The 19,989-nt window shown below is 62.5% G+C and carries 20 protein-coding genes; 5 read left to right on the top strand and 15 right to left on the bottom strand.

Annotation, left to right across the window (positions count from 1 at the left end; genetic code table 11):
• Position 1: 1 nt before the first annotated feature.
• The 4 genes from sufB to LOL23_RS01690 all read right to left on the bottom strand — a co-directional run bounded on the left by sufB (position 2) and on the right by LOL23_RS01690 (position 5,201).
• Positions 2-1,474 carry a Fe-S cluster assembly protein SufB gene (sufB, locus tag LOL23_RS01705; RefSeq protein ID WP_160976346.1) on the bottom strand — a complete coding sequence of 491 codons (1,473 nt, stop codon included), beginning with the start codon at positions 1,472-1,474 and terminating at the stop codon, positions 2-4.
• Positions 1,471-1,998 carry an SUF system Fe-S cluster assembly regulator gene (locus LOL23_RS01700; RefSeq protein WP_160976344.1) on the bottom strand — a complete coding sequence of 176 codons (528 nt, stop codon included), beginning with the start codon at positions 1,996-1,998 and terminating at the stop codon, positions 1,471-1,473. The genes sufB and LOL23_RS01700 overlap by 4 nt, the downstream gene beginning before the upstream one ends.
• A 210-nt stretch (positions 1,999-2,208) precedes the next feature.
• Positions 2,209-4,014 (bottom strand): ABCB family ABC transporter ATP-binding protein/permease, encoded by a 1,806-nt coding sequence (locus LOL23_RS01695; RefSeq protein ID WP_237173077.1) that lies wholly within the window; start codon positions 4,012-4,014, stop codon positions 2,209-2,211.
• A 263-nt stretch (positions 4,015-4,277) separates the two neighbouring features.
• Positions 4,278-5,201, bottom strand: a complete 924-nt coding sequence (locus tag LOL23_RS01690; RefSeq protein ID WP_160976340.1) for a LysR family transcriptional regulator — start codon at positions 5,199-5,201, stop codon at positions 4,278-4,280.
• A 184-nt stretch (positions 5,202-5,385) separates the two neighbouring features.
• On the opposite strand from LOL23_RS01690, the gene LOL23_RS01685 reads away from it, so the two are divergent.
• The 5 genes from LOL23_RS01685 to LOL23_RS01665 all read left to right on the top strand — a co-directional run bounded on the left by LOL23_RS01685 (position 5,386) and on the right by LOL23_RS01665 (position 10,515).
• Positions 5,386-6,732 (top strand): acyclic terpene utilization AtuA family protein, encoded by a 1,347-nt coding sequence (locus tag LOL23_RS01685; protein WP_160976338.1) that lies wholly within the window; start codon positions 5,386-5,388, stop codon positions 6,730-6,732.
• A 123-nt stretch (positions 6,733-6,855) separates the two neighbouring features.
• A complete protein-coding gene (locus LOL23_RS01680) occupies positions 6,856-7,257 on the top strand; it encodes an AtuA-related protein (RefSeq protein WP_160976936.1) in 402 nt (133 codons plus the stop codon).
• A gap of 61 nt (positions 7,258-7,318) precedes the next feature.
• A complete protein-coding gene (locus LOL23_RS01675) occupies positions 7,319-8,290 on the top strand; it encodes a Bug family tripartite tricarboxylate transporter substrate binding protein (RefSeq protein WP_160976336.1) in 972 nt (323 codons plus the stop codon).
• Between the two features lie 135 nt (positions 8,291-8,425).
• The gene (locus LOL23_RS01670) at positions 8,426-8,953 is read left to right on the top strand and encodes a sigma-70 family RNA polymerase sigma factor (RefSeq protein WP_160976334.1); all 528 of its coding nucleotides are present in this window, start codon (positions 8,426-8,428) and stop codon (positions 8,951-8,953) included.
• Positions 8,950-10,515, top strand: coding sequence for an anti-sigma factor domain-containing protein (locus LOL23_RS01665; RefSeq protein WP_237173076.1), 1,566 nt, complete (start codon positions 8,950-8,952; stop codon positions 10,513-10,515). Before LOL23_RS01670 ends, LOL23_RS01665 begins: the two co-directional genes overlap by 4 nt.
• A gap of 18 nt (positions 10,516-10,533) precedes the next feature.
• Here LOL23_RS01665 and LOL23_RS01660 read toward each other — a convergent pair whose 3' ends face one another.
• The 11 genes from LOL23_RS01660 to LOL23_RS01610 all read right to left on the bottom strand — a co-directional run bounded on the left by LOL23_RS01660 (position 10,534) and on the right by LOL23_RS01610 (position 19,515).
• Positions 10,534-11,328, bottom strand: a complete 795-nt coding sequence (locus LOL23_RS01660) for a ferritin-like domain-containing protein (RefSeq protein ID WP_160976332.1) — start codon at positions 11,326-11,328, stop codon at positions 10,534-10,536.
• A 61-nt stretch (positions 11,329-11,389) separates the two neighbouring features.
• Positions 11,390-11,803 carry a MerR family transcriptional regulator gene (locus LOL23_RS01655; RefSeq protein WP_160976330.1) on the bottom strand — a complete coding sequence of 138 codons (414 nt, stop codon included), beginning with the start codon at positions 11,801-11,803 and terminating at the stop codon, positions 11,390-11,392.
• A gap of 18 nt (positions 11,804-11,821) precedes the next feature.
• Positions 11,822-12,142, bottom strand: a complete 321-nt coding sequence (locus LOL23_RS01650; RefSeq protein ID WP_160976328.1) for an integration host factor subunit alpha — start codon at positions 12,140-12,142, stop codon at positions 11,822-11,824.
• A 15-nt stretch (positions 12,143-12,157) separates the two neighbouring features.
• Positions 12,158-14,578 carry a phenylalanine--tRNA ligase subunit beta gene (gene pheT / locus LOL23_RS01645; RefSeq protein ID WP_160976326.1) on the bottom strand — a complete coding sequence of 807 codons (2,421 nt, stop codon included), beginning with the start codon at positions 14,576-14,578 and terminating at the stop codon, positions 12,158-12,160.
• A gap of 37 nt (positions 14,579-14,615) precedes the next feature.
• Positions 14,616-15,638 (bottom strand): phenylalanine--tRNA ligase subunit alpha, encoded by a 1,023-nt coding sequence (pheS, locus tag LOL23_RS01640; RefSeq protein WP_160976324.1) that lies wholly within the window; start codon positions 15,636-15,638, stop codon positions 14,616-14,618.
• A gap of 77 nt (positions 15,639-15,715) precedes the next feature.
• Positions 15,716-16,075, bottom strand: a complete 360-nt coding sequence (gene rplT, locus LOL23_RS01635; RefSeq protein ID WP_160976322.1) for a 50S ribosomal protein L20 — start codon at positions 16,073-16,075, stop codon at positions 15,716-15,718.
• Positions 16,076-16,094: 19 nt separating this feature from the next.
• Positions 16,095-16,292, bottom strand: coding sequence for a 50S ribosomal protein L35 (rpmI, locus tag LOL23_RS01630; protein WP_160976320.1), 198 nt, complete (start codon positions 16,290-16,292; stop codon positions 16,095-16,097).
• A 265-nt stretch (positions 16,293-16,557) separates the two neighbouring features.
• Positions 16,558-18,072, bottom strand: a complete 1,515-nt coding sequence (locus LOL23_RS01625) for a YifB family Mg chelatase-like AAA ATPase (RefSeq protein ID WP_160976318.1) — start codon at positions 18,070-18,072, stop codon at positions 16,558-16,560.
• A gap of 374 nt (positions 18,073-18,446) precedes the next feature.
• Positions 18,447-18,716, bottom strand: coding sequence for an accessory factor UbiK family protein (locus LOL23_RS01620; RefSeq protein WP_160976316.1), 270 nt, complete (start codon positions 18,714-18,716; stop codon positions 18,447-18,449).
• Positions 18,717-18,905: 189 nt separating this feature from the next.
• On the bottom strand, positions 18,906-19,295 hold the full coding sequence (locus LOL23_RS01615) for a hypothetical protein (RefSeq protein WP_160976314.1): 390 nt from the start codon (positions 19,293-19,295) through the stop codon (positions 18,906-18,908).
• 7 nt (positions 19,296-19,302) lie between these two features.
• Complete coding sequence (locus tag LOL23_RS01610) at positions 19,303-19,515, bottom strand: endopeptidase (protein WP_160976932.1); 213 nt, start codon at positions 19,513-19,515, stop codon at positions 19,303-19,305.
• Positions 19,516-19,989 lie beyond the last annotated feature (474 nt).

Here is a 19,989-nt window from a genome sequence, read left to right as displayed (position 1 = left end):
CTTAACCTACGCTGCCTTCGAGGCTGACGCCGAGCAGATTCTGTGCTTCGACCGCAAACTCCATGGGCAATTCCTTGAATACTTCTTTGCAGAAGCCATTTACGATCATCGAGACCGCGTCTTCGGCCGATACACCACGCTGCATGGCATAAAAAAGCTGATCTTCGCCGATGCGCGAAGTAGTGGCTTCGTGTTCGACACTGGCCGAGGGGTTCTGCACTTCCATCGTGGGAAAGGTGTGCGCGGCACAGGTTTTGCCGATCAGCAGCGAATCGCACTGCGTATAGTTGCGCGCATTTTCGGCCTTGGGGGTGATGCGCACCAGCCCGCGATAGGTGTTGCTGCCATGGCCGGCCGAGATCCCTTTTGAAATAATGGTGCTGCGCGTGTTGCGGCCCATGTGGATCATCTTGGTGCCCGTGTCGGCCTGCTGGCGGTGATTGCTGAGCGCCACAGAATAGAACTCACCCACGGAATCGTCGCCGCGCAGGATCACGCTGGGGTACTTCCAGGTGATGGCCGAACCGGTTTCCACCTGCGTCCAGGAAATATGCGAACGCGGGCCGCGGCAATCGCCGCGCTTGGTGACGAAATTGTAGATACCGCCCACCCCGTCCTTGTCGCCCGGATACCAGTTTTGCACGGTGGAGTATTTGATCTTGGCGTCGTCCAGCGCAACCAGCTCTACCACCGCGGCATGAAGCTGGTTTTCGTCGCGCATGGGCGCCGTACAGCCTTCCAGGTAACTGACAGACGCGCCCTCTTCGGCGATGATGAGGGTGCGCTCGAACTGGCCGGTTTCAGATGCGTTGATGCGGAAGTAGGTGGACAGCTCCATGGGGCAGCGCACGCCCTTGGGGATGAACACGAAGGAACCGTCGGAAAACACCGCGGAGTTCAGCGCCGCGTAGAAGTTGTCGCCCGTAGGGACGACGGTGCCCAGGTATTTCTGCACCAGCTCAGGGTGCTCCTTGACCGCTTCACTGAAGGAACAGAAGATCACACCGACTTCAGCCAGTTGCTTGCGGAAGGTTGTGGCCACCGACACCGAATCAAATACCGCATCCACCGCCACACCAGCCAGCCGCGCACGCTCGTGCAGCGGCACGCCCAGCTTTTCGTAGGTGCGCAGCAACTCAGGATCGACCTCGTCCAGGCTTTTGGGGCCATCGGCCTTGCTCTTGGGTGCCGAATAATAGCTGATGTCCTGGAAGTCGACCGGCGGGAAGTGCACCTGTGCCCACTCGGGCTGCTTCATGGTGAGCCAGTGGCGATAGGCCGCCAGGCGCCATTCGAGCATCCATTCGGGCTCGCCCTTCTTGGACGACAACAGACGGATGGTGTCTTCGTTCAGCCCTTTGGGTATGGTGATCGATTCGATCTCGGTGACGAAACCGGCCGAGTATTCTCGGTCGAGAAACGACTCCAGCGGATCGGCCGCGGAAACGACTGCGGGTGCTGTGCTTGGATTCATTCGGGAAGGCTCCATGTCGTGGCTTCGGCCACACGGGACTTGGATTGCGGCGCGGGCGCCGCTGGCCGGGACCCCGGCCGGAAATTCAAGGAAAACTCGGCGGTGCCGCCCGGTATTGCACCCGGGGGCGTCATGTCGGCAATGGACACATCTTCGAGGGTGCGCCGCACAATGGCATTGATGCGCTGCCAATTACTGCGGATGTGGCAACCCGCCTCGACACTACAGGCGCCCGGTTGGGCGGTGCATTCGGTCAGGCCAAAGGGCTGCTCTTCGAGGGCATCGATGACATCGGCAATGCTGATCTGGGACGCGGGGCGGCTGAGCGTGTAGCCGCCCCGCGCGCCGCGACTGCCGCGCACCAGGCCGTGCTGGCCGAGTAACTTGAGGATTTTGCTGACGGTGGGCTGGCCCAAGCCCAGGGTGGCTGCGAGATCCGCAGCGCTGTACACGCCGGTTGGCGCCCCCGCCATGTGGGTCAGCACCAACGTGCCGTAATCCATGATCTTGCTGATGCGCAGCACGTGCTCCGCCTCCGGCAGTGAATTTTACAATGCGCATATAGTACCATTTTGGTACTGTATGTTCAAGGAAAGAAATGCGGAGGGGTTGGTCGCAACGCCTTGGCATCGGGCCGAGAAAAAGGCCGCCTGCGGCGGCCTTTTATAAGGCACGGTATTGTAATTGAATTTTTTATCACTGCAAAACCGCAGCCTCCATCATCCTGGCGACCTTCACGCCTGCGCCTGCGCCGGGGCATCCACCCCCTCTTCATGCGCCTGCTGCATCCGCCACATCTGCGCATAACGCCCGCCGCGGGCGAGCAGCTCGGCGTGCGTGCCGCGCTCCAGCACCTGGCCATGATCGAGCACAATGATCTGGTCGGCATTCACAATTGTAGACAATCGGTGCGCAATAATGAGCGTGCTGCGATCGCGTGCAATCTGCTCCAGTTCCTGCTGGATGGCCCGCTCGGTGCGCGTATCCAGCGCACTGGTGGCTTCATCGAACACCATGATTGGTGGGTTCTTGAGAATGGCCCGCGCAATGGCAACGCGCTGCTTCTCGCCGCCCGAAAGCTTCAGGCCGCGCTCGCCTACCTGTGTGTGATAGCCCTCGGGCAGGCTCAGCACGAAATCGTGGATGCTGGCGGCCTTTGCCGCGCGCACGATGTCCTCCTCGCCCGCATCAGGGTTGCCATAGGCAATGTTGTATTGAATGGTGTCATTGAACAGCACCGTATCCTGCGGAACAATGCCGATATGCTGGCGCAGGCTGGCCTGGGTCAGGTCGCGCACATCGGTGCCATTGATGCGCACGGCGCCGCTATCCACGTCGTAGAACCGGAACAACAGCCGCGACAACGTCGATTTTCCAGCACCCGACGCCCCGACAACCGCCACCGTATGGCCAGCTGGTATCGAGAACGATACGCCACGCAGTATTTGCCGCGTAGGTTCGTAGCCGAAATCAACGCCATCGAAGACGATTGCGGCGCGATCAGTGCGCAGCGCCTGCGCGTCGGGCCGGTCAGCGACTTCGCGCGACTGGTCCATCAGCCTGAACATGCGCTCCATATCGGCCAGCGCGTGCTTGATTTCGCGGTACACAAAGCCCAGGAAATTCAGCGGTGCATACAGTTGCGTAAGATACGCCGACACCAGCACCACATCGCCAACCGTCATCGTGCCGCGCACAACGCCATCGGCCGACAACCATAGCAGCAAGCTGATACCAACGGTGATGATTGCGCCCTGCCCCATGTTCAGCAGATTGAGCGAAATCTGGTTCTTCACTGCCGAATCGGCCCATTTGCCCAGATTGCGGTCGTAACGGCGCACCTCGTAGGCCTCGTTGCCAAAATACTTGACCGTCTCGTAGTTGAGCAGCGCATCAATGGCGCGGCTGTTGGCCTTGCTGTCAAGCTCGTTCATGCTGCGCCGGTACACCATGCGCTTCTCGGTTACCAGCAGTGTAAAGAGCACGTAGGCGGCGATAGTGCCCAACGTGACCACCGCAAAACGCAGGTCGTAGCGCCACAGCAATATACCGGCCACCATGCCGATCTCCAGCAAGGTGGGCAGGATATTGAACACCATGAAATTGAGCAGAAAGCCAACGCCCTTTGTGCCACGCTCGATGTCGCGGCTCAGGCCGCCCGTTTGGCGCTGCATGTGAAAACGCAGCGACAGTGAAAAAAGATGCTCGAACAGCCGGGTAGCAATGCGGCGTATCGCCCCCTGCGTGACCCGCGCAAACAGCACGTCACGCAATTCGCCGAAAACACTCGTGGCAAGGCGCGCAAAGCCATAGCCGGCCAGCGCGGCCAGCGGCAGCGCCAGCATCGTGGCAGGCACACTCAAGGCGTCGACTACGTCTTTCAGGTAGAGCGGCAAGATGACGCTGGCGACCTTGGCCGCCACCAGACAGGCGAGCGCCGCCAACACCCGATACTTGAATTGCCATACGTAAGGCAGCAGCGACTTGAGGGCATAGAGGTCGTTGCGATCGGTGGGCGCAGGGCGGGGGGTGAACTTCATGGTGGGGGGGAGGCATCATGCCGCGCGACAGCAAGGCATTGCCCATTCCAAAGTTAGTATTTGCTCGGAAGGCCATATTGTAGGCGTGGCGCGCGCGGGGCCGTGCAATATGCAGCGTACGCCTCAATGCCGGTGCCTGTATCTCGATCGGGACAGCAGCCCGCAGGCTGTGGCCGTGGTGCCGCAGCGTCATTTCCATTCGCAAGATCTCGTTCAGGCTATGGAGTTGGCCGCCATGTGCCGTGCACCGTCGGCCGTGGGCGTCAGCCTGCCGGCTTGACGCGCGGATCCAGGGCTCGTATTTCGCTGCGCCGCGCCAACAGGACGTCATAAAAGGCTTGCGCGGCGCCGGGCAGGCTACGATCCTGGCGGCGAATGAGATAAAGCGCGCGCATGATGCGATCGCGCGACGCCAGCGGGACAATGCGTATGCGCGGATGACGAAACTGGAACAATGTCATGCCTGGCACCAAGCTCACCCCCAGGCCTGCCGCCACCAGCCCGGTCACGGTTGCCAGATGATCCACCTCCAGAAACGTTCGCAAACCCTGGCTGTCGATGCGCGGCGCCAGGCTCTGGCGCACGCTGCTGCCCTGCCCCAGCTGGATCATGTCGCAGCCCGCCAAGTCCGCAAGCCGCAGCGACGTTCGCCCGGCAAGGTGGTGATCGTCGCGGCAGACCAGGTAAAACGCATCCTCGCACAATGGTTCCACCGCAAGCCCGGCCATTTCGCGGCCCATTGCCGCAACGGCGAAATCGGCCGCGCCGGCACGCACCAGTGCCAGGCATGGCTCCAGCAAGGCATCGCGCAAGATCAGATCCACGCCAGGGTGTGCGGCATGAAACTGCGCACAGATATCCGGCAGCCACCCCGCCGCCAGCGAAGGCAACGCCGCAATGGCCACTCTGCCTTTTCGGATCGCGATTCGGTCGCGGATGTCGCCCACCGCGTCATCGATATCCCGCAGCACACGCAGCGCCGTCTCCAACAGGCGCTCACCTTCGCGCGTGAGCTCGACTTTGCGTGTGCTGCGGTCGAAGAGGCGCGCACCCACCTGCTCTTCGAGCGTGCGAATCAGCGCACTGAAGGCCGGCTGAGTCTGGTGACAGCGCGCCGCAGCCCGGGAGAAGTGTTTCTCTTCGCACAAAGCCACGAAAGCACGCAGATGCCGGGCCGCGATATTCATATTATTTTCTCTATTAATTGATCGTATTTTTGTATTTTACTTATTAATCCTGGGTGCCTATCATTTCTTCATCGCGATGCGCCACGCAGTGGGCACCAGGCTCGACGCCCGGCAAGACGCGCAGTACGTCACATACCGCGGCCCACGCGCCGCATCGGCACGAGGCGTGAGGAGAAAGGAAGACATGCCAGACACACCGCTGATCATTGCTTGCGCAACAGGGTTCTCGGGCGACCGCACGGACGGCGTCGGCCCTGTCGTCGACACCCTGGTACGCCAGGGCGGCCATGCCCTGATCTTTGAAACCCTTGCCGAACGTACGCTCGCGCTGGCGCAACTGGCGCGCAACCGCGACCCCGAGCTCGGCTATGAGCCGCTACTCGATGACCTGCTGCGCCCGGCACTCGAACCTTGTCTGCGGCACGGCATACGCATCGTCAGCAATTTTGGCGCCGCCAACCCGCCCGCTGCGGCGCGCCGCATCCGAAGGCTGGCCGGTGAACTGGGCCTGCGAGCGCCGCGTATCGCGGTGCTCTCGGGCGATACGCTGAACGACGCTGCGCAGAAGTCCTACCTGCGGGAGCAGCTCGGGCCGGCGATGGACACGCTGGACATCGTCAGCATCAACGCTTATCAGGGTGCGGCGGAAATCGGTGAGGCGCTGCGTGCCGGCGCGGACATTGTCGTAGCCGGACGCGTGTCAGACCCGTCTTTAACTGTGGGCTGCGCGCTGGCCCATTTTGATTGGGCCGGCGACGACTGGCAGCGGCTGGCGGGCGCCACCATGGCGGGCCACCTGCTCGAATGCGGCACTCAGGTCACCGGCGGATACTTTGCCGTCCCGGGCCTGAAGGACGTACCTGGCATGGATACGCTGGGTTACCCCATTGCCCGCATCGATGCCGATGGCGGCTTCGAGGTCGGCAAGGCCGACAACACCGGTGGACGGGTGGACAGCCTTACAGTCAAAGAACAACTCCTTTACGAAGTGCACGACCCGGCTGCCTACTTCACGCCCGACGTCGTCGCCGACATCAGCCAGGCGCGTGTGGCGCAACCAGGCGCCGATAGGGTGCGCGTATACGACGTGCGCGGCCACGCACGGCCAGATACGCTCAAGGTCAACGTCTGCTATCAGGGCGGCTGGCTGGCCGAGGCCGAGATCTCCTATGCAGGGGTGCAGGCCGAGGCCCGTGCCCGGCTCGCCGCCGACACGGTGCGCCGGCGCATCGGCCATCGCCTGCCGCTACGCTTCGATCTGATTGGCGTCACCAGCATACTGGGCGACGACAGCGGCGAGATGCTGGGCGGAGCACCCGACAGCCACGCACGCGACGTGCGGCTGCGGGTGGCGGGTGCGCACACTGATCGCGCCACGGCCGAGCACGTGTTGCGCGAAGTTACCGCGCTCTACACCTGCGGCCCGGCCGGCGGGGGTGGTGTACGCACATCGCTGCGCGCACGCCTGGGCAGCGTCTCGGCGTTGATACCACGCGAGCTTGCACCCGCTGGCTGGCGCTTCGAAGAATAGAAGTCGAGCAAAACAATCAAAGGAACATACCGTATGGTCACGCATTCAGCCCATACCCCCAAAATCGGTGCCAGCGGCACCAGCCATAGCGCCGATGGCATCGCTGAAGCCGGCGCGCATCACATGGCCGCCAGCGCAGCTTCCACAGCGACGGTCGCCGCCAGGGGCACCGATGCTGTCACCGTCCCGCTTTATCGGCTGGCCCACAGCCGCACCGGCGACAAGGGCAACATCTCGAATATCAGTGTCATCGCCTATGACGAAGCCAACTATGCGCTGCTCGCCCGGCAGCTCACCGCGCAGGCAGTGCGCGACTGGTTCAGCTACCGTCACCCGAGTCGCGTCGACCGTTACGAAATCCCTACGCTGGGCGCGCTCAACTTCGTGCTGCACGATGTACTCGATGGCGGCGTGAACAGCGCGCTCAACCTGGACGCGCATGGCAAGGGGCTGTCCTTTCATCTGCTGGATATCCCGATCGAAGTGAGCGCCGTGCTCGCCCGCGGCTTGCCAGACGTCGTCTGAGCGCCGCACAGCGCCAGATCATCAACGCAACACCCATCACCAATAACCAAGGAGACTGACTATGCATCCGCATCGCCTCACCCTCGGCCTGCTGCTGGCCGCCGCCACCTGCCTGGCCGCGCCACTGGCCGCCCAGGCCAAGTATCCCGACCAACCCATTACCTTCGTCGTGCCGTTCGGCGCGGGAAGTGCCACCGACCAACTCGCCCGCGCACTCGGCCAGGGCGTTACGGAACAAACCAGCCAAGCTGTCGTGATCGAGAACAAGGCCGGTGCCAGCGCCATGATCGGCGCTGCCGACGTCGCTCGCGCCAAACCTGACGGCTACAGGGTGCTGATCACCACCAACACTTCGCAATCGGCCAATCCGCATCTGTACAAAAAACTGAGCTACGATCCCGTTGCCGATTTTCAGCCCGTAACGCTGCTGGGCACGGGTGGCCAAATCATGGTCGTCAACCTCGCTTCTCCGGCCAAGTCCGTACAAGACTTTATCCGCATGGCCAAGGAAAACCCCGGCAAATACAGCTTCGGCAGCGGCAGTTCAAGCAGCCGCGTGGCCGGTGAACTGTTCCAGCAAATGGCCGGGGTAGAGCTGCTCCATGTACCCTACAAAAGCAACCCGCTGGTCATCACCGACTTGCTCGGCGGGCAGGTCGACATGATGATGGCGGATATGGCAACCGGCCTGCCGCAGGTGCAATCAGGCAAGCTGCGCGCACTTGGTGTCACGCGCACCCAACGCTCGCCGCTGTCGCCCGATGTGCCCACAATCGCCGAGGCCGGTGTTCCTGGCTACGAAATGGGCTACTGGTTTGCCGCCTATGTGCCGGCCGGCACGCCCAAGGATGTTGTCGCTACGCTGCACGACTTGCTAGTCAAGGCGACGAGCCGTAACGCCGCGAAGCAGTTCTACAGCCAAACCGGTACCCGGCCAGTGACCTCATCACCCGAGGAGCTTGCCGATTTCCAGAAAAAAGAAACCGAGAAATGGGGCGAGATCATCAAAAAAGCGGGCATCACGCCAGCTTGATGCATTCAATTGCACCCGGGAACCATCGCCACGCGCCGCACCTAATACAATAACGAATAATCTGATGATCGCGCGCCCCTTCGATGCGCTTGTGTATCGAAGGGGCGCGCCCAATGTGGCGATTCCGGAGTACCCATGGCAGCATCCCCCGTCGATTACGACGCCGCCCTGCGCGCCTGCGCGCGCGGCGACGAACATGCATTCCAAAGGCTCTACGAACACGAGGCGCCGCGTATGCTGGCGTTGGGTATCTCGCTGCTGGGCCAGCGCGCCAGCGCCGAAGACCTCTTGCGCGATACCTTCACACTCATCTGGAAGAATGCCGGCAGCTTCGATGAACAAGCTGGTTCCGGCCGCGCCTGGATGTACAGCATCCTGCGCTACCGTGCGCTCAGGCGCCTGCGCCAGGCCGCCCGGCGTCCCGAGCCGCCCGGAGCCGGTGCTCTGCCCGACCTTCGCGTCGCTAGCGCACACATGCCCGCCACCTCGCTGGTGGGCGCCTTGGCCCGCCTCGACGACAGCCAGCGCGAACCAATCATGATGGCGTTCTACAAGGGGTATACGTACGAGCAGATCGGTGCGCGGCTCAGTATTCCCGCCACCCAGGCCAAAACGCGCGTCCAGGTCGGCCTCAGTCTACTGCGGGGGCTGCGTCAAGCATGAGTGCCGCCAAACCCAACAGCCATCACATCCTGATCGCCGAATACACGCTCGGCCTGCTCGAGTCGCATGAGCTCGCCCGCGCGCATCAGTTGCTGGGCGAGCGCGACGACGCCGTCGCCATGGCACTCGACTGGGAACAAAACCTGCTCGAACTCACCGATCTGCTGCCACCGGTCGACCCATCGCCGCTGCTGCTCCAGCGCATACAGGCTAGCCTGGGGCACAATGCCCCACCCGCGCCCTCTAGTTTGTACCGTCAGCCAGATTCGCCTCAACCGTTCCTCGCAAACGGCATGGTCGGCGCCACCACACCGGCAGCTCCTGGGCCAAATGGCGCTACACGCCCCATGAACGGCATGGCCGATTCGAGCAACGGGGCTGCCGTGGCCCAGGCGCACAACGGCATCGCGTCGGCCCAAATACCCAACAACACAAGCGCGGCCATGCCGGGTATTGCAGCAACCGCCACACAAGAGGCCCCATCCACGGCCGCTGCCTCGCTCCCATCGGCCAACGCGCCTGCCACATCAGCCGCATCCATATCTGATGGCGCCTTGCGTGCGGCGGGTATGGCTGCGGCTGGCAGCGAATCAAGCGCCGAGCGCAACGGTACGCCTGCCCCCGGGCACAGCGGGCAGGCTGGCCCGACGGCCCGCCCCCCCGCAGGCGGTTCGCCCGGCCACAATCCGCACCGCCGCGCACCGCGCGAGCCCTATTTCAACGATAGCGCATTCGTGGGCGCATCTGGCGCCACGCAGGCGCCACAAGGCCGCGCCTCGTCCGGGCAAGCCGCGCACATGGGTGCCTCTTCCCTTCCGAGTACGCCTTCAGACGCCTCGCGTATTTCGCAAGCCCCCCATTCATCGCCTGCCACCGAGGGTGCCCCGCGGCCGGCCGCCTCCGCGCCTGCATTTTCGCCGGCACAAGCCGCCGCGCGTGTACCGCCGCTCAACCCGGCATCTGCGTCCGACGCTATCCCGATCACCGCGCCTTCAACGCTCCCTCCTCCCGAAAAACGCCGTCTGATGCACAGCGTCTGGCTCTGGCGCGGCGCCACTATCGTCTTCGCCGCACTTGCGCTGGCGATTTCGCTCGTCCCCAAAGAGCCGCTGCCGCCACCCATCAATGTCGTACAAGTTGCGCCTACGCGCGCCGCCATCCTGCAAGCCCCCGGGCAAAGTTCGACACCCGGCTGGATCGTTACCTTCGACCCTCAGGGCAATGTGTTGATGTCGCCGCAGGTACACAGCGATGTCGCGCCAAAATCCGCCGTGCAACTCTGGACGTACAACGAAACCGTGTCGGCGCCGCGCTCGTTGGGCCTGATCGATCCGAACAGACCGATCACTGTGCCGGCCGCGCTCATGGGAGAACTGGGCAAAGAACAATACTTTGAAATGACGCTTGAGCCACAAGGCGGTTCGCCTACGGCCAGCCCCAGCGGCCCGGTACTGTTCATTGGCCGTGTCGTCACCTTCGGTGCACCCGGCACCGAGCCGGTCGTGGGCGGTGGCAGGCCGCCCGCTGCGTCCGGCTCAGCGCCGGGCAGCGCCGCAAACTGATCCGCACGGGCTCCGCGTTCAGCCCGCCTCGCTCAACAGCGCCTCCAACTCTTCGTCACTGAAGCCTGCCGCGCGCCGCGCTGGCAGGTTGAAAGGCCCCCGCAGCTTGGGCGCGCGATACCTGGCGGCCAGTTCGCGAAACGCGGCCAACGGGTCCAGCCCGCGCGTTGCGCATACGTGGCGATACCAGCGATTGCCCGCCGCCACATGGCCGATTTCATCGCGCAGGATAATGTCGATAATGCCCGCCGCGGCCAAATCGCCCGCATCCGCCAGCTTGCGTCTGACAACCGGCGAAGCATCCAGCCCGCGCGCCTCAAGCGTACGCGGCACCAAGGCCAGCCGCGCAAGCAAATCCTCTTTCGTACGTTCGGCCATCTCCCACAGGCCGTCATGGGCCGGCATGTCGCCATAGTCGTAACCCAGCGTACGCAGATGGGCGCGCAACAATGAGAAATGCAGGCCTTCTTCGCGCGCGACACGCGCCCAGTCTGCATAGAATGCATCGGGCATGCCTGGGAAGCGCCACAGGATATCCAGCGCCAGATTGATGGCATTGAACTCGATATGGCAAAGAGAATGGATGAGTGCCGCCCTGCCTTGTATCGAACCCGGCGTGCGGGCACGAACATCCTGCGGGCGGACCAGTTCGGGCGTGTCCGGGCGCCCGGGTATGTTTCCGGGTGCATCGAAAATAATGGCGGCGCCGGGGTCGAGATTGTCGCTCAGCGCTTGCGCAGCCTGAGCCTTGGCGGAGGGGTTTCGCTCGCATAAAGCCGCCAGCGCCCGCGCGCGCAAAGAATGAATCGGCATGAAGCAAATAGTCTGGCCAATTGGCAAGAAGCGGCGCCGACTGGCCCGCTGCTTTAAGACATCAGAACAGGTGTTCGCGTGGGGGCGCCCCTGCAGCGTGTTCGTCCAACGCCGCGCCCAGCATGTCCCGGATGGCCATCAGGTCGGTGCGAAGCGACTGCAGTTCGGCGCCCGACAGGCGTACCGCCGCATCTTGATCACGCGGCTCATCATCGCCCAGGCGGTTGCGCGCGCCGCTGATCGTGAAGCCCTGCTCATACAGCAGATCACGGATACGGCGGATAAGCAGCACCTCGTGATGCTGATAGTAGCGCCGATTACCGCGCCGCTTCACGGGCTTGAGCTGGGTGAATTCTTGTTCCCAGTAGCGCAGCACGTGAGGCTTGACACAACACAACTCGCTGACCTCGCCGATTGTGAAATAACGCTTGGCGGGAATGGGTGGCAGGATGACGGATTTTTCGCTGGTGCTCATGGGCGGATTCTATGCCTGTTATTCGGAGGCCGGTGCGCTGCTGTCAGCGGTCTCGACCGCGCTCTTGAGTTTTTGGCTCGCATGGAAAGTCACCACACGGCGCGCGGCTATGGGAATGATCTCGCCCGTCTTGGGATTACGACCCGGGCGTGGCGGCTTGTCGCGCACCTGGAAGTTGCCGAAACCGGACAACTTCACTTCGGAACCACGCGCCAGGCAATCACGGATCTCTTCGAAGAAGGTATCGACGATGTCCTTGGCCTCACGCTTGTTCAGGCCTACGCGCTCGAACAGCAATTCGGCAAGCTCGGCCTTGGTCAGGGTACGGTCGGCTTTCATGCGTATGTGTGCTCCTCAAGCGCGCTGACGAACGCCGTGTGCGGCAACAAGTACTTCCAGCAGCCGCGCCACGCACTTTTCAACAGTTGTGTCGTCCAGGGTGGCATCCTGGCCCTGCAGCCAGAAGCGCAGTGCCATGCTTTTCTCGGCAGCGCCGGCCGCCTCGGCGGTCTTGTCGCGCCAGACATCAAACAGTTTAATGTCTTTGACGATCCCAAGCGTATCATCAGATTGGATAGTTTGCTTAAGTGTATCCAATAATGCCTGGTAGCTCACCTGGGCGTTGGCCCACACGGCCAGGTCGCGGATGACCATGGGCTGACGCGAAAGCGGCGCCGGCGCGGGCAGCGAACCGTGCGAGATTGCCGCCACATCCACCTCGAACACCACCGGGGCATGCGTCAGATCATGCTGCTGCGCCCAGCGGGGATGCACCTCGCCCAGCCATCCAATCAGCGTGCCGTCGAGCTCGAGGCGGGCCGAGCGGCCTGGATGCAGCGCCGGATGCGCAGCCGCGACACACTGGAGCCGCCCTGCGCTGTCGCCCAGCAGGTTCTCGACATCTTTTTTCACATCATAAAAGTCAACCTGGCGGGTAGGCAGGCCCCACTGTTCATCAAGCGCCGGACCCCATGCCGCACCCGCAAGACGTGTGGGCTGCGCCACACCCGCGACGGACAGATCGCCATCGTCCACCTGCGTATCGCGCCGGAAGACACGACCCAGTTCGAACACCCGTACACGGCTCTGTTTGCGGTTGGCGTTGTAGGCAATATTGGCCACCAGACCGCCAAGCAGGCTCGATCGCATGACAGCAAGCTGGCTGGCGATGGGATTGAGCAGCCTGATCGGATCAGTGTTGCCGGCCAGGTCGCGCTCCCATGCTTCTTCGACAAACGCGAAGTTGATGACCTCTTGGTAGTCGAGCGCAGCCATGCGCGCGCGCAGCAGATGCGGGCCGCGCAGCGCTTCGGGCTGCACCAGCATGTCGGCACGTGCGGTGGGCGGCACATCGGGAATGCGCTCGAAGCCATAGATGCGCGCCACCTCTTCGATCAGGTCTTCCTCGAGGAAGAGATCAAAGCGATAGGACGGCGGCGTAACGATGAAATTGTCGTCGCGGAAAACATAAGGCAGCTCGAGCCGCGTGAAAATGGATTCGACTTCTTCGCGCGAAACGTCAAGCCCCAGGACTTTACGGCAACGCGCCAGACGCATAGTGACCGGCGCACGCTCGGGCAGGTTGACGACCTGGTCGTCTACAGGGCCGGCCTGGCCGCCACAGATATCCACCAGCAGACGAGTGATGAACTCGAGGTGTTCGGGGATACTGGCAAAGTCGACGCCTCGTTCGAAGCGATGGCTGGCTTCGGAGCTGAACTTGTAGCGGCGGGCGCGCCCCATGATGGCCTCGGGAAACCAAAAAGCCGCTTCGAGATAGATGTCGGTGGTGTCCAGCGTGACCGCGGTGGCTTCACCGCCCATGATCCCCGCCATGCTTTCAACCTGGCCATCGGCGCAGATCACACCCACATCGCTGTCGAGCTTGATCGTCTGGCCATTGAGCAGTTCGAGTGCTTCGCCCTCTCTGGCCCAACGGACGTCGAGCGTATTGCGCTTGATGCGGTTCAGGTCGAACACGTGCGTGGGACGGCCCAGCTCGAGCATCACGTAGTTGGAAATATCGACCAGCGCCGACACCGAGCGCTGGCCAGCGCGCTCCAGGCGCGTCCTCATCCAGTCGGGTGTCTGCGCGCGCGCGTTCACGCCGCGGATAATGCGGCCGGCAAAACGCCCACACAGGTCGGGCGCATGCACATTGACATCGAGGCGATCGGTAAGCGTCACCGGCACCGCGTCGAACATGGGAGGCGTCAGCGGCGCGCCGGTGAGCGCGGCCACCTCGCGCGCAACACCCATGATGGACAGGCAATCGGCGCGGTTGGGCGTGAGCTTGAGCGTGAACAGCGTATCGTCAAGGTCCAACGCATCACGGATGGACTGGCCGATGCCGAGTGCAGGATCGAGTTCGAGCAACCCGGCATGGTCTTGCGACAGGCCCAGTTCACGGGCAGAGCACAGCATGCCGGAGGATTCTACGCCGCGCATTTTTGCAACGCCGATCTTCATGCCGCCCGGCAGCGTAGCACCCACGCGGGCCAGTGGCACCTTCATGCCTGCGGCTGCATTAGGCGCGCCGCATACGATCTGCAGCAGCGAACCCGTGCCGTCGTCCACTTGGCACACGCGCAGCTTGTCGGCGTTGGGGTGCGCTGCCACCTCGACGATGTGCGCCACGACAACGCCGCGAAACGGCGGCGCAACGGGCGTGGTTTCCTCGACCTCCAGGCCGGCCATCGTCAGGCGATGCGATAACGCCTCGGTATCGATGTCGGGGTTCACAAAAGCGCGTAGCCAGGACTCAGGGAATTGCATGATCCGCTCGTAGACTAAGAATTCAGGATGATCGGGATTAACGGTTGAACTGGCGCAGGAAGCGCAGATCACCCTCGAAGAACTGGCGCAAGTCGTTCACACCATAGCGCAGCATGGTCAGGCGCTCGAGGCCCGAGCCAAAGGCAAAGCCGATATAACGCTCGGGATCGAGCCCGAAATTGCGCACGACGGCGGGGTGCACCTGCCCCGAGCCGGAAATCTCGAGCCAGCGACCTTGATTGGGCCCCGATGTGAACATCATGTCGATTTCGGCCGAAGGCTCAGTGAACGGGAAGAACGAGGGGCGGAAGCGCACACTCAGGTCGTCGGTTTCGAAGAAGGCACGCAGAAAATCGGTATAGACGCCCTTCAGATCGGCGAAAGAGATGTCTTCGGCGATCCAAAGGCCCTCGACCTGGTGGAACATGGGCGAGTGCGTGGCATCGCTGTCGACCCGGTAGGTGCGTCCCGGTGCGATCACCTTGATGGGCGGCTTGTTCATGCGCGCGTAGCGCACCTGCATCGGGCTAGTGTGCGTGCGCAACAGCAGCGGCAGGCCCTGCGCGTCGTTCATATCGACGTAGAAGGTGTCCTGCATGGAGCGCGCGGGGTGGTTTTCGGGGTTGTTGAGCGCTGTGAAATTGGTCCAGTCGTTCTCGATTTCGGGACCGTCGGCCACATCGAAACCAATGGAACGGAAAATGGCCTCGACCCGCTGCCACGTTTGTATGACTGGATGGATGCCGCCGAATCCGCGCCCGCGGCCCGGCAGCGTGACATCGATGGTTTCGGCAGCCAAGCGCTTATCGAGCTCGGCCTGTGCCAGCGCCGAACGTCGGTCGTTGAGCAAGGCTTCGATGCGCTGCTTGACCTGGTTGATGTGTGCGCCTTCCGTTTTCTTGCGTTCGGGATCAAGGCTGGCCAACCCTTTGAGCAGGGCAGTCAGCGCGCCCTGCTTGCCCAGGAAGCGGGCCTTGGCGTTTTCGAGCGCCGCGGCGTCATGCGCCTGCGCAAAAAGATCTTGAGCCTGGAGTATCAGGTCTTCGGCCGAGGATGTCATAGATGTCGCATGTCCAAATGCAAACGGAGCCCGTCAGAGGCCCCGTTTGCAGTGTTACAACAGATTGTGCAGGCCGATTACGAGGCCAGCGCGTTCTTGGCCTGGGCAACCACGGCTGCGAAGCCAGCCTTGTCGTTGACGGCCATGTCGGCCAGAACCTTGCGATCGAGTTCGATCGACGCCTTCTTGGTGCCGGCGATGAACTGGCTATAGCTTACGCCCAGTTCACGGCAAGCGGCATTGATACGAGTGATCCACAGCGCACGGAAGGTGCGCTTTTTGTTGCGGCGGTCGCGGTAGGCATACTGGCCTGCGCGCATGACGGCCTGCTTGGCAATGCGGAATACATTGCCGCGGCGGCCACGATAGCCTTTCGCTGCTTTGAGGACTTTCTTGTGACGGGCACGGGCGGTAACGCCGCGTTTTACGCGTGGCATAGTGAGTGATCTCCGTTAATCAAGCAAAAGGCATCATGGCCTTGACCGAGGCGACGTTGGATTCGTGCACCGCGGCAGAACCGCGCAGTTGGCGCTTGTTCTTGGTTGTTTTCTTGGTGAGGATGTGGCGCTTGAACGCCTGGCCCCGCTTGATCGACCCGCTACCGCGAACCTTAAAGCGCTTTGCGGCGCTTTTCTTGGTTTTCATCTTAGGCATGATGCAAAACTCGATGATTTGTGAACGCAGGTGGCCACCGGCCTCGGCAGCACTTCAATAAACCTGAAATCCACTTATTGGATTTTTACCGGAAATAATGCCGGAAAAGCCTTGGATTATATGATGATTTTCAATGGCTTGTCCAGTTGATAGAGGGGCTGATCAACAAGCCCGCACATGTGGTGCCCGTGGCGATTGCCGGCCTTCCGCCAAGATGGCTTTAGAGGATTGTACCGCCAGCAGGCATCCGCCCCGGCCGCCCCCGTCAACCACTCCATGGCTGCCGCAGGCGGATGGCTTCGGCCAGATGTACGGCCGAAATATCGCATGCCCGCTCCGTATCGGCCACGGTGCGTGCCACCCGCAGCATGCGGTGCACCACGCGCGAAGACCAGCGCCAGCGCCCCAAGCCTCGGCGCAGTAATGCATGCGCCGCCGTTTCAAGCCGGCAGTGCTGTTCGATGGCGGCGACCGGCAGGCTGGCATTGGCGCAGCCTTGGCGTGCAAGCTGAATGGCACGGCAGCCGGCCACCCGCTCGCGTACAGGCGCGGAAGGTTCGCCTGGCGGCGCATCCAGCCAATCGGCATCAGCCGCCGGCAGCGATATCTGGAGGTCGATGCGATCGAGTATGGGGCCCGACACCCGGCCACGATACCTGATGATCGCATCGGTGCTGCAGCGGCAGCTGACGCCGGGATGATCCAGAAAACCGCAAGGACATGGATTCATGGCCGCGACCAGTTGGAAACGCGCGGGAAAGCTTACCGTGCACGCGGCGCGGGCGATGCTGACCTGCCCGGTTTCCAGCGGCTCGCGCAGCGAATCGAGTGCGTGGGCGCCGAATTCGGGCAATTCGTCCAGAAACAACACGCCATGGTGAGCCAGACTAATTTCACCGGGCCGGGGATGGCGGCCGCCGCCCACCAGCGCCGCCACTGACGCCGAGTGATGCGGCGCGCGAAAAGGCGGCCGATTGCTGTAGCGCGCCACGCCGCTCACACCAGCGATGGCTGACGCCTCGAGTGCCTGGGCTTGAGACAATGGCGGCAGTATGCCCGGCAGCCGCTGGGCCAACATGCTTTTGCCCGCGCCCGGCGGACCCGACATCAGCAGGCTGTGACCGCCCGCCGCCGCAATTTCGAGTGCCCGCCTTGCCAGCAACTGCCCGCGTACATCGGAGAGGCAAGGCATGGCATCATCGAAACCCACACCCAAACTCGGCGCTGCTGCGCTGGCGACGGGCAAGAGGCCAGTACCCGCAAAATGCGCCGCCAGGCTGGCCAGGGTAGCGGCCTCGAATACCTTGAGGCCAGGCACTTGGGCTGCAATGCCCGCACACCCGGGCGGCAGCACCAACATGGCATCAGGATTATGCCGGGCCACTGCAAGCGCGATAGCCAGCGGTGCCGCAACAGGCATCACGGCGCCGGTAAGCGACATTTCACCCGCAAACACATACTGTGCGAGCTCCACACCACCGCCGGCCGGCACAATCTGCGCCGAGGCCAGCAGGATGCCTAACGCGATAGGCAAGTCGAAGCGCCCGGATTCCTTGGGCAGATCCGCTGGCGCAAGATTGACGGTGATACGCCCGGCGGGAAACTCGAACCCGCTGGTGACGATGGCCGAACGCACGCGATCACGACTTTCGCGCACATCGGTGCTGGCCAGGCCAACCATATTGAAAGCGGGCAGGCCATTGCCCAGATGCACCTCGACCCTTACCGGGCGCCCCTCAATGCCGTGCAGTGCCCGGCTGGCCAATACTGCCAACGACATAATTCCCCCTGCTTTCGGCCTCTGCCCCTCTCCAAGCGGGCGAGCTTGTGCCAGTAAAGCGCCCGCGCCCCTGGGCCAATGCGCGAACGGCACATGAAGAATACTGGCCTAGTTATGCAAATCGAGGGGAAAGTATGCCAACGCGCAGGGGCGCCGACCAGCGCGCGGCGCGCATCGCGCCACACAAAAACTGACAGTTGAAGTAGGACGCCGAATGCGCGAAGAGGCATTGCCATCGCCTCGCCCAACGCGAGCCACCCCGCAGCCCGGACTGCATTCAGTGCTTGTTACGGATAACGCTCAAAAACGAGCGGCCACAGCTACCGTTGCTGCTGGCGGGTAAAACCTTGCATTGCCGGGGCACGGACGATGGCTCAAGTATGCGGCGTGCCTTGCTGCAGTGGCGTATCGGGCCGGCCCTCGAGCGCTTGTACCCGGGATTCGAGCGCGGTGATGCGCGCCAAGGCACGTTCGAGCAACTGGGCCTGAACATCGAACTCGTCGCGCGTGATCAAATCCATGCGCGAGAATGTTTGCGCCATCATGGCCTTTACGTTGCGTTCGATGTCTGCAGCGGGGCTTTTGGCGATGAGGTCGGAGACGTTCTTCTGGAAATCTTCGATCCAGGCATTGCGGTTGATCATAGGGGCCTCCTTGCTGCGTGCAGCCGCCAGCGCGGCGCGAATACGGGTTTATCCACTAGTGTAAAAGAAAAGACGATGCCGGTCTTGGATATCGGCATCGTCTTTATGGGCCAGCGGATCACGATCACTGTCACCTCTGGTTGGGCGCAGGCGGCGCCTGGCGAATGAACCCAACGCTGGCCCGTGCCGTCACCCCTGATTGGGCGGTGGCGGCTCTTGCGTGGTGGGTTTACCGTCGCCCAGCTTTTCCTGGATCTTCTGATCCGCCTTGTCCGCACCTTCGCGGATCGCCTCACCCGCGCTCTTGGCGGCGTCTACCGTGGCGTCCTTCACATCACCAGCGGTTTTCGAGATTGCCTCGCCGGCGCGCTTGGCGTCATCCTTCAGCGCGTCCATGCCGGATGGCTGCGACGTGCCACTTTCAGCCCCCGTCGATCCAGGCGTGGGCGCCGATGCCGGCTCGGTGGTAGGCGCCGTGCCTGTCGCGGCGGTATCAGACTCTTCCTTTCCGCATGCGGCAAGCAGGCTCAGCGTGGCGGCCATGGCCAGAACGGCCAGATGAGTACGCGATTTCTTCATAAGAACCTCACTTTGTGCCCGATGCATCAGGCGCGGGCGCCGGAGCGGGTGCTGGCGTAGGTGTGCCAGTAGCGGGCGCGCTGCTGCCAGGCGCAGGTGTAGTGGAGCTCGTTGCCGGATCCGATGCCGGCGCGCTGGATTCTTCCTTCTTGGAGCAACCCGCCAGCGCCGTCAGGGAAGCGGCCAAGGCAATAATGGCTAATTGAGTACGTGTCTGCATCATCTTTATCCCTCATTTATCCAATGTCGCGGATTAGTGATGGCTGAGGCCGGTGCGACGAACGGTTCAGCAGCGAGCTTGTTACAACTGGCTGATTTCATTCTATCGATACCGTCTTCGACGACCTAAACACTAGTGTAAATCCTGATTTCAATCTAGAAAGTTTTCACATCCAAAAATCGGCCTCAAGCCTGATCCGGCAAGGATGTACCGCCATTTTCTTGAAGAGGGCCAGCGTACACACGGATACAAAGCCTGACTGGCCGGCAGACCCTTGTTACAGAGAGATGCCTGTACGCCACACCTGCCCCGCTCTATCCCAGTGCATACAGTAAGCCGTGTGCACCATTTTGGAACAGGCTGGCGATGACTCCGCTATCTCATGCACCGATATGGCGGCCCGCGTCTGTACGCGAATGCGCGAATCAGACCCCGGGAGCGGAACGCGGCGCCAGAAAGCCCGCCGGCAGCTCC

The sequence above is a fragment of the Paracandidimonas lactea genome, assembly GCF_021653995.1.
In the GTDB taxonomy this organism is placed as follows: domain Bacteria; phylum Pseudomonadota; class Gammaproteobacteria; order Burkholderiales; family Burkholderiaceae_B; genus Allopusillimonas; species Allopusillimonas lactea.
This window is presented reverse-complemented; position numbering and strand designations above follow the sequence as displayed.

What these genes read in the sequence shown, in the direction of transcription:
- sufB (WP_160976346.1), bottom strand. Translation starts at nt 1,474, where the DNA reads ATGAATCCAAGCACAGCACCCGCAGTCGTTTCCGCGGCCGATCCGCTG.
- LOL23_RS01695 (WP_237173077.1), bottom strand. Translation starts at nt 4,014, where the DNA reads ATGAAGTTCACCCCCCGCCCTGCGCCCACCGATCGCAACGACCTCTAT.
- LOL23_RS01690 (WP_160976340.1), bottom strand. Translation starts at nt 5,201, where the DNA reads ATGAATATCGCGGCCCGGCATCTGCGTGCTTTCGTGGCTTTGTGCGAA.
- LOL23_RS01685 (WP_160976338.1), top strand. Translation starts at nt 5,386, where the DNA reads ATGCCAGACACACCGCTGATCATTGCTTGCGCAACAGGGTTCTCGGGC.
- LOL23_RS01680 (WP_160976936.1), top strand. Translation starts at nt 6,856, where the DNA reads ATGGCCGCCAGCGCAGCTTCCACAGCGACGGTCGCCGCCAGGGGCACC.
- LOL23_RS01675 (WP_160976336.1), top strand. Translation starts at nt 7,319, where the DNA reads ATGCATCCGCATCGCCTCACCCTCGGCCTGCTGCTGGCCGCCGCCACC.
- LOL23_RS01670 (WP_160976334.1), top strand. Translation starts at nt 8,426, where the DNA reads ATGGCAGCATCCCCCGTCGATTACGACGCCGCCCTGCGCGCCTGCGCG.
- LOL23_RS01665 (WP_237173076.1), top strand. Translation starts at nt 8,950, where the DNA reads ATGAGTGCCGCCAAACCCAACAGCCATCACATCCTGATCGCCGAATAC.
- LOL23_RS01660 (WP_160976332.1), bottom strand. Translation starts at nt 11,328, where the DNA reads ATGCCGATTCATTCTTTGCGCGCGCGGGCGCTGGCGGCTTTATGCGAG.
- LOL23_RS01655 (WP_160976330.1), bottom strand. Translation starts at nt 11,803, where the DNA reads ATGAGCACCAGCGAAAAATCCGTCATCCTGCCACCCATTCCCGCCAAG.
- LOL23_RS01650 (WP_160976328.1), bottom strand. Translation starts at nt 12,142, where the DNA reads ATGAAAGCCGACCGTACCCTGACCAAGGCCGAGCTTGCCGAATTGCTG.
- pheT (WP_160976326.1), bottom strand. Translation starts at nt 14,578, where the DNA reads ATGCAATTCCCTGAGTCCTGGCTACGCGCTTTTGTGAACCCCGACATC.
- pheS (WP_160976324.1), bottom strand. Translation starts at nt 15,638, where the DNA reads ATGACATCCTCGGCCGAAGACCTGATACTCCAGGCTCAAGATCTTTTT.
- rplT (WP_160976322.1), bottom strand. Translation starts at nt 16,075, where the DNA reads ATGCCACGCGTAAAACGCGGCGTTACCGCCCGTGCCCGTCACAAGAAA.
- rpmI (WP_160976320.1), bottom strand. Translation starts at nt 16,292, where the DNA reads ATGCCTAAGATGAAAACCAAGAAAAGCGCCGCAAAGCGCTTTAAGGTT.
- LOL23_RS01625 (WP_160976318.1), bottom strand. Translation starts at nt 18,072, where the DNA reads ATGTCGTTGGCAGTATTGGCCAGCCGGGCACTGCACGGCATTGAGGGG.
- LOL23_RS01620 (WP_160976316.1), bottom strand. Translation starts at nt 18,716, where the DNA reads ATGATCAACCGCAATGCCTGGATCGAAGATTTCCAGAAGAACGTCTCC.
- LOL23_RS01615 (WP_160976314.1), bottom strand. Translation starts at nt 19,295, where the DNA reads ATGAAGAAATCGCGTACTCATCTGGCCGTTCTGGCCATGGCCGCCACG.
- LOL23_RS01610 (WP_160976932.1), bottom strand. Translation starts at nt 19,515, where the DNA reads ATGCAGACACGTACTCAATTAGCCATTATTGCCTTGGCCGCTTCCCTG.